The 7,130-nt window shown below is 65.7% G+C and carries 6 protein-coding genes; 1 reads left to right on the plus strand and 5 read right to left on the minus strand.

Annotated features, from left to right (window positions below; all coding sequences use genetic code 11):
• Nucleotides 1-49 precede the first annotated feature (49 nt).
• The 3 genes from OB916_RS12900 to OB916_RS12910 are packed head-to-tail and all read right to left on the minus strand — an operon-like array spanning nt 50 to nt 2,647.
• Complete coding sequence (locus OB916_RS12900) at nt 50-1,132, minus strand: glutamate--cysteine ligase (protein ID WP_315909703.1); 1,083 nt, start codon at nt 1,130-1,132, stop codon at nt 50-52.
• 52 nt (nt 1,133-1,184) lie between these two features.
• Nucleotides 1,185-1,814, minus strand: a complete 630-nt coding sequence (locus OB916_RS12905) for a fibrillarin-like rRNA/tRNA 2'-O-methyltransferase (RefSeq protein ID WP_315909704.1) — start codon at nt 1,812-1,814, stop codon at nt 1,185-1,187.
• Nucleotides 1,811-2,647, minus strand: coding sequence for an NOP5/NOP56 family protein (locus OB916_RS12910; RefSeq protein WP_315909705.1), 837 nt, complete (start codon nt 2,645-2,647; stop codon nt 1,811-1,813). Before OB916_RS12910 ends, OB916_RS12905 begins: the two co-directional genes overlap by 4 nt.
• Nucleotides 2,648-2,788: 141 nt before the next feature.
• On the opposite strand from OB916_RS12910, the gene OB916_RS12915 reads away from it, so the two are divergent.
• The gene (locus tag OB916_RS12915) at nt 2,789-4,741 is read left to right on the plus strand and encodes an AMP-dependent synthetase/ligase (RefSeq protein ID WP_315909706.1); all 1,953 of its coding nucleotides are present in this window, start codon (nt 2,789-2,791) and stop codon (nt 4,739-4,741) included.
• A gap of 44 nt (nt 4,742-4,785) precedes the next feature.
• Here the strand turns inward: OB916_RS12915 and OB916_RS12920 are convergent, their stop codons facing one another.
• Nucleotides 4,786-6,225 (minus strand): DASH family cryptochrome, encoded by a 1,440-nt coding sequence (locus OB916_RS12920; RefSeq protein WP_315909707.1) that lies wholly within the window; start codon nt 6,223-6,225, stop codon nt 4,786-4,788.
• Nucleotides 6,226-6,319: 94 nt separating this feature from the next.
• On the minus strand, nt 6,320-6,709 hold the full coding sequence (locus tag OB916_RS12925) for a secondary thiamine-phosphate synthase enzyme YjbQ (protein ID WP_315909708.1): 390 nt from the start codon (nt 6,707-6,709) through the stop codon (nt 6,320-6,322).
• Nucleotides 6,710-7,130: the final 421 nt, after the last annotated feature.

Here is a 7,130-nt window from a genome sequence, read left to right on the forward strand (position 1 = left end):
GACAAAAGCGACTCCCGGATAAAAACCCTTGGCTGACACGCCGTTGCTGTCACCGCTCTCGGAGGCGCAGTGACTCACAGAGCGCGTCGACGCCCTCCTCGTCTCGGAGGCGTCGCTGCCGTTGTGCACCGCTTTCGCCCTCGTAGATCTCGCGGATGCCGTCGACGCCGAGCCGGTCGGCCTCCCGGGAGACGACCTCTTCGAGGCTGACCGTCCCATCGCCATCGCGGGCGATAAAAGAGGCGTCGTGACCATGACGGATCGCCCGCCACTTGTTTTCGTCGAGCAGTTCGCGCCGTAGGTCCGTGCCGGATTCGCCGTCCTCGTACCGGGCAGCCAGGTCGAGCACGAGCGCTCGGGCGTACTCGACGAACGCCATCGTTCGGTCCGGATCGGCCTGGCCGTCCGGCGCGCGGATCTCGACGGTGCCGTATTCGGTGTGCGGTCGCACGTCGAACCAGAGTTCGCCGCGATCGCTGATCGAATCCGTCTCCAGCATCCGCCCTTCGAACGTCCGGTAGTCCTCGATCGAATCGAAGGCCGTCGGCATCCCGGTGTTGGGCAGTCCCTCGAAGATCTTCGCCCGCGCGGAGGCAAGTCCCGTGTCGTACCCGTTCCAGTACGGCGAGTTGGCCGACAGTGCCAGCACGATGGGAAGATACCATCGAACCTCGTTGGCGATCCACATGGCCTTCTCGCCGTCGTCGACGCCGACGTGGACGTGCACACCGGCGGTCGTGTTACGGTGCTGTGGATACTGGATCCGATCCAGTTGCTTGCGGTAGCGTGGCTTCTCAGCGTGTTCGAGTTCGCGCCACTTCGCTAGCGGATGCAGTCCTGCACCTGCGATACCGAACCCGTGATCACGAGCGTGGTCGAGCAGCGCGTTTCGCACCTCGAGGACAGCGTCCCGTGCGTTCCCCGGATCCTCGATGAGCCGCGTCCGGGTTTCGATGACAGTCTTGAAGAGTTCGTGATCGATTCGGTCCTCGAGCACAGCGGGCGGGTCGGACTCGTAGATCAGTTCGTCCGACCCAGCAGTCGGCCGGCCCGCATCGTCGACGACGTAGAACTCCTCCTCGATACCCAGCGTTCCCAGGCGGGTAAACGGCGACTCCGTGCCCGTATCCATCGCTACCACGCGTTTGGTTTCGGCCCGCTAAAACCTTCCCGTTACTACTGGGTTATTGCCGCGGGGTCGCGATCAGGCCCAGATGGTCGTCGTGATACGGCTCCAGACGCGCCCGATCGAGGATCTCATAGCTCGATTCGAGGGTCTCACAGACGTCCTCGAAGACGGCTTCGGGATCGGCCGTGACGTCCTCACTGCGGGCTTTGATCGCCATGAGCAGGCGGCCATCGCGTTCCAGGAACTGCCGGTTCGCGAGCGCGACCTCGGCCTGGCCGCGCGTGGCGACGTCCTGGATCACTACCTCGACCGGTTCGACGACGTGGGCGTAGGTCTCGGGTTTGCGGGCGTCTTTCAACAGCGGGAACAGCCGCTCGCGGTCGGCGGCGACCTCGATCAGATCGCGGGTCGGTCGCGGAGCGAACTCGACGGCGTAGGTCGGACCGGCGAAGTCGGCGACATGACTTGCCGTCGTCCCGCTGGCGGCCCCGAGATACAGGACGCGCTCGCCGCCGTCGAGGCCGTGATCCAGGCCGTGCTCGAACATCGCGCCGACCTTCGACCGGTCGGGATCCCAGCGTCGCCACCCGTCGACGATCGGCTCCTCGGAGACCTGCGGCCCCCGTGTCGCGAGCGACTCCTGGCCGTCGAACGAACGGCGCTGGACGCCCTCGGGGAGGCTCATTCGCTCTCACCCCGCGTGCGGATCGTCTCGATGCGGTCGTCGAGTTCGGCTTCGAGTTCGGGTCGGCGCTCGCCGCTGTAGTAGTCGACGCGGGCCGCGAGCGTCAGTTTGCCCGCCAGGGCCCGGGCCGCCGAGCCGCGGTGGTCGGGGTCGGTCCCGCGGACGTACTCGTGGGTGTAGATGACCCCGTGTTTCGGCGAGGGGGCGTTCCCCCGGAGGTGGGCGAACAGCGCGTCCTCGGCACCCAGCACCTGGACCGTGCCGCTGGTCGAGCGTGCCAGCTGTTTCAGCCCGCCGGAGAGCGCGATCAGTCGCGCCGCGAGCACCGGTCCGGCCATCGACGCGAGGTTCGGCGCGACCTCCGGAGCGAACCGCTCGATCGACGTCCGGAGCTCCGTGGCCCGTTCGTCGAGACTGACCACCTGCTCGGCGAGGGCGCGCAGTTGCTCGTCGAGGTCGCTATCGGGTTCTCGGTCGGCGATTTCACGGGCGAAGGCGACACCCCCGCCGGTCTCACTGATCCGACTGCCGCCCCACTCGGCGACCCGTTCGGCCAGCTCGTTCGCGGTGCGTTCACAGTCGTCCATGGCCCGGACGGCGTGAACAAGTTGCTGATCGTCGGCGCGCTCGCGCTCGGCGACGGCCTCGCGAGCGGTTTCGATGGTCGCTTCGCGCAGTTTGTCGTAATAGTCGTCCTCGTCCTCGGCGAAGCCCGACTCGACCGCTCTGTCGGGCCACGCCGCCGGCGATTCGGCGGTCCCATTCTCGATCGCGTCGCGAGCGTCGAGGTCGTCGGGATCGACGCCTTCGAACCAGCCTGTGTCCGTGGTCATTGTCGATGTGTATACGTTCCCCCTGTATATCGGTTCCCGAGTCGGTTTCGATCGACGAGTTGCTGAATCGGTAGCTCACTCCTCAAATCCTCGATTGCCCCTTTCATTGTTATTATTCATAAAGGAAACGAACGGCCGGTCATGGGCACGGCAAGCTGGCGTGACGCGGAGCGCGAGCACACCGACGAGGTAATCGGGCGGGACACGCTCGCGGAGATGTTCGAGGGGGCGGCAGAGCGCAACGCGATGCAGGACGCACAGCTGTACAAGACGGGCTGTTACGAGCGGACGCTACCGGCGACCGAGACGCCGGGCACCGAGTCGGGCCGCTACCGGGCGCTGTCGTACGCGGAGATGCGCGAGATCGTCCGCCACCTGGCGGCCGGGTTTCGCGAACTCGGGGTGCGCGGCGACGACCGAGTCGGCATCTTCGCGAACACGCGCATGGAGTGGGCTCACACCGACTTCGCGCTGCTCGCGGCGGGCGGGGTCGTCACGACCGTCTACACCGAGTCCTCGCCACAGCAGGTCGGGTACCTGCTGGGAGATCCCGACGCCGTCGGTGTCGTCGTCGAGAACGGCGACCTGCTCGATCGCGTGCTGGAGGTCGAAGACGAACTCGATCTGGAGTTCATCGTCGCCATGGACGAGATCTACGGCCACGGCGACCGCGAAGACATCTATACGCTCGGCGAGGTCGCACGCCTCGGTGCGGACGCGTTCGAGGAGTCCACCTACCGGGGCTGGCTGGAGGACCGCGACCCCGAAGACCTGGCGACGCTGATCTACACCTCGGGAACGACGGGCAAACCCAAGGGCGTGAAACTCACTCACTGGAACCTGCGGTCGAACGTCAACCAGACCCGAAAGCGGATCGGGCCGCGGCCAGACAAGCCCGCGGACGCCCCCACTCTGGACAGCGGCACGCGGACCATCTCCTTTCTCCCGCTGGCGCACGTCTTCGAGCGGACAGCGGGTCACTTCCTCATGTTCGCCTCGGGCGCGACCGTCGGGTACGCCGAGAGCCCGGACACCATCCCGGAGGACATCAACAAGATCCGGCCACAGACCGGGACGAGCGTCCCGCGGATCTACGAGCGGATCTTCGATCGGATGCGGGATACGGCGGGCGAGACGGCGACCAAACAGCGAATCTTCGAGTGGTCGGTCGACGTCGCCCGCTCCTATGCCCGGGCGGACCCGCCGGGGCCGTTGCTCCGGGCCAAACGCAGGCTGGCGGACTATCTGGTTTACGAGAGCGTTCGGAGTCGGCTCGGCGGCAACATCGAGTTCATGGTCAGCGGCGGCGGGAGCCTCAGCACCGAACTGGCCGAACTGTTCGTCGGGATGGGGCTCCCGATCCTGGAAGGGTACGGACTGACCGAAACGTCCCCGGTCGTGTCCGTCAATCCTCCCGAGGACGTCCGGCCCGGGACGCTCGGGCCGCCAGTCGCCGACGTGGAGACGCGTCTGGACACGGAACTGGTCACCGAAGAGGAGTTCCCGGACGCCGAGGGCGAAGTCGGCGAGCTACAGGTCAAAGGCCCGAACGTCTACCCCGGTTACTGGGAGCAGCCCGAGGACACCGAGCGAGTGTTCACCGACGACGGGTGGTTCCGGACGGGCGACATCATCGAACAGACGGCAGACGGGTATCTGATCTATCGCGACCGGATGAAACAGATCCTCGTGCTCGATACGGGCAAGAACGTCGCACCGGGCCGGATCGAAGACGAGTTCGCCACCAGCGATCGGATCGAGCAGATCATGGCCGTCGGCGACGGCCAGAAGTTCGTCAGCGCACTCATCGCACCGAACTTCGAGCGGCTCGAGAAGTGGGCCGACCGGGAGGGGATCGACCTGCCGGACGACCGTGAACAGCTCTGCCAGGACGAACGCGTCCGCGAGTGGATCGGCGAGGAGGTCGAGCGCGTCAACCAGCGGCTCGAACCGGTCGAACAGGTCAAGCAGTTCCGACTCACGCCCGAGGAGTGGACGCCCGACAACGAGCTGTTGACGCCCTCGATGAAGAAGAAGCGACGGACGATCCTCCAGCGATTCAACGGGCAGGTCGAGGACATCTACGCGGAGTGACCGGGCTCTGGCATCGGACAGCGCCGAAAAGCGACCGCAGACGGCTACGATGAGGGACCCTCGAAGTGGGCAGTCGGGTCGACCATCGGCTCGGGGTAGTCGACGCCGAGTTCGACGCCGTAGCGTGCCTGTTCGTCGATATCCATCCGCCAGGGTTCGTGAGCGTACCGGGGCGGGAGTTTCGAGAGTTCAGGCACCCAGCGACGGACGTACTCGGCGTCGGGGTCGTAGTTGTGTGCTTGCCAGAGCACGTCGAACGCCCGGTCGCGCGAATCGGTGCCGACGCCGGCGACGTACGCCCAGTTGCCGTAGTTCGAGGCGACGTCGTAATCGAGCAGCCGCGATTCGTAGTAGGCGGCCCCCCAGCGCCAGTCGATCCGGAGCGTGTTGGCCAGAAACGACGCAGCGTTCTGGCGGGCGCGGTTGCTCTGATAGCCCGTCGCGCGCAACTCTCGCATGGCCGCGTCGACGAACGGGAAGCCGGTCTCACCGTCTGTCCACCGCCGGAAGGCAGTCTCATCGCGATTCCAGGCGACCTCCCGGCTCTGGATCCCGCCGGACCGGAAATACGCCTCGCCGTGTTTCGCGAACTGGAACTGGAAGAAGTCCCGCCAGCGCAACTCGAACAGCAGCCAGTAGGTCGAGTCGTTTGCGACCCGCTCGCTTTCGTACCGATCGACGGCCTGCTTGACCCGTCGCGGCGAGAGACATCCCTGGGCCAGCCACGGCGAGAACTTCGAGGAGAAGTCCATCCCGAGCAGTCCGTTGCGCGTCTCGCGGTACTCCCGGAGGCGATCGCGCTCGAATATGTAGGTCTGCAGTCGCTCCAGGGCGGCCGACTCCCCACCGGAGACCGGCATGGGCGAATCGTCGGCAGGTTGGTCCGGCTCGTCGTCCCCTAACTCGGCAAGCGTCGGGATCGGAGTCCCCTCGAGATCGGGCGTCGGAACCGACGCGGGCGGACCCAGCGGATCGCGGACCTGAGAGTTCGCCTCGACGCTGTCTTTCCAGGGCGTGAAGGTGTCCTGAACGTTCTCGACGGCCATCGGCAGGTCCTCGATCGCGTGCAGCGTGTGCGTCCAGTGGGTCGCCAGATCGATACCGCGCGAGTCGAGGGCGTCCCCGACGGCCGCTTCGGTCTCGCGCTCTTCGGGTACTGGGAGCCGCTGGGCGTGGACGACGTCGGCGTCGACAGACTCGGCGGCTTCGGGTAGGACCGAGCGAGGGTCACCGCGGCGGACGAGCAGCGACCCGCCGCGGTCGTTCAGTCGCTCCCGGAGGTCGCGGACGCTTTCGCGAACGAACTGTGCCCGAAGGGTGCCGACCCGTCGTTCGTCGATCCATCGACTCGACTGCCCAAACTGCCGGGTGTCGAACGTGTACAGCGGGACGACGCAGTCGTTCTCGGCGGTCGCCTGTCGAAGTGTCGGGTTATCGTGAACGCGCAGGTCGCGGCGAAACCAGACGAGTGCCGTCTCGGTCATGGCTTCTCCTGTGGACTGCAGCTACCTTACCGCTGTGGCGGACCAGTCGGACGGCCGAACCACAGACAGACCCCCGGTCGACGATACCGACCCGCTACCCGTCGACGGTTTCGACCTGGATCGTCCGGGTTCGCGGTCCGTCACACTCCACGAACAGGATCGACTGCCAGGTGCCCAGATCCGGCTGGCCGTCGCTGACCGGCACGGTCACGCTCGGCCCCACGAGCATCGCTCGCACGTGTCCGTCGGCGTTGTTGTCGATCTCGTCGTGCGCCCAGCCCGCGTCGGGAACCAGCCCGTCCAGCGCGTTGGCCAGATCCTCAAGTAGTCGTGACTCGGCCTCGTTGACGGTGACCCCGGCAGTCGTGTGTCTCGCGAACACCGTCGCGATCCCGTCGGCGTCGTCGGGAATCGCCCGTGAAACGTCCTCGGTCATGTCCAGCACGTCCGATCGTTCGGTCGTCTCGATCGAAATCGTCGGCATGGCCAGTGGTTCGAAAGGCGAACAGAAAAGCCGGTCGACGAACGCGACCGTCCAGATATTGACCAGGGGTCATAGAACTATTCACAGGGTATAGATTCCAGTCGATATCGAGTGAACCAACTGGTAAGATTGCATTGCCCATTGACCACCGAGCTGCCTTTACAAGCGGGACGGAGACGGTCCCCTGACCGTGACTCCGGGGGAGTCATAGTGATTACTGTACGTCTGTTCCGGGTCGACCGCACGAAGTAGTGCGGTCGTACCGGTAAATCGTTACAGTAATCACTATCAGGCGTTCTGTTCGGTACGCTGGAGTTCGGCCGCCAGCGATTCGAGGCCAGCCCGTGGGGATTGCTCGCGGGCGAGGACGGCGTTGACGTGCGTCGCAATCGACCCCATCTGTTCCTCCCAGACAGGGGTC

The organism is Halapricum hydrolyticum (assembly GCF_025517535.1).
Lineage (GTDB): Archaea > Halobacteriota > Halobacteria > Halobacteriales > Haloarculaceae > Halapricum > Halapricum hydrolyticum.

What these genes read in the sequence shown, in the direction of transcription:
- OB916_RS12900 (WP_315909703.1), bottom strand. Translation starts at nt 1,132, where the DNA reads ATGGATACGGGCACGGAGTCGCCGTTTACCCGCCTGGGAACGCTGGGT.
- OB916_RS12905 (WP_315909704.1), bottom strand. Translation starts at nt 1,814, where the DNA reads ATGAGCCTCCCCGAGGGCGTCCAGCGCCGTTCGTTCGACGGCCAGGAG.
- OB916_RS12910 (WP_315909705.1), bottom strand. Translation starts at nt 2,647, where the DNA reads ATGACCACGGACACAGGCTGGTTCGAAGGCGTCGATCCCGACGACCTC.
- OB916_RS12915 (WP_315909706.1), top strand. Translation starts at nt 2,789, where the DNA reads ATGGGCACGGCAAGCTGGCGTGACGCGGAGCGCGAGCACACCGACGAG.
- OB916_RS12920 (WP_315909707.1), bottom strand. Translation starts at nt 6,225, where the DNA reads ATGACCGAGACGGCACTCGTCTGGTTTCGCCGCGACCTGCGCGTTCAC.
- OB916_RS12925 (WP_315909708.1), bottom strand. Translation starts at nt 6,709, where the DNA reads ATGCCGACGATTTCGATCGAGACGACCGAACGATCGGACGTGCTGGAC.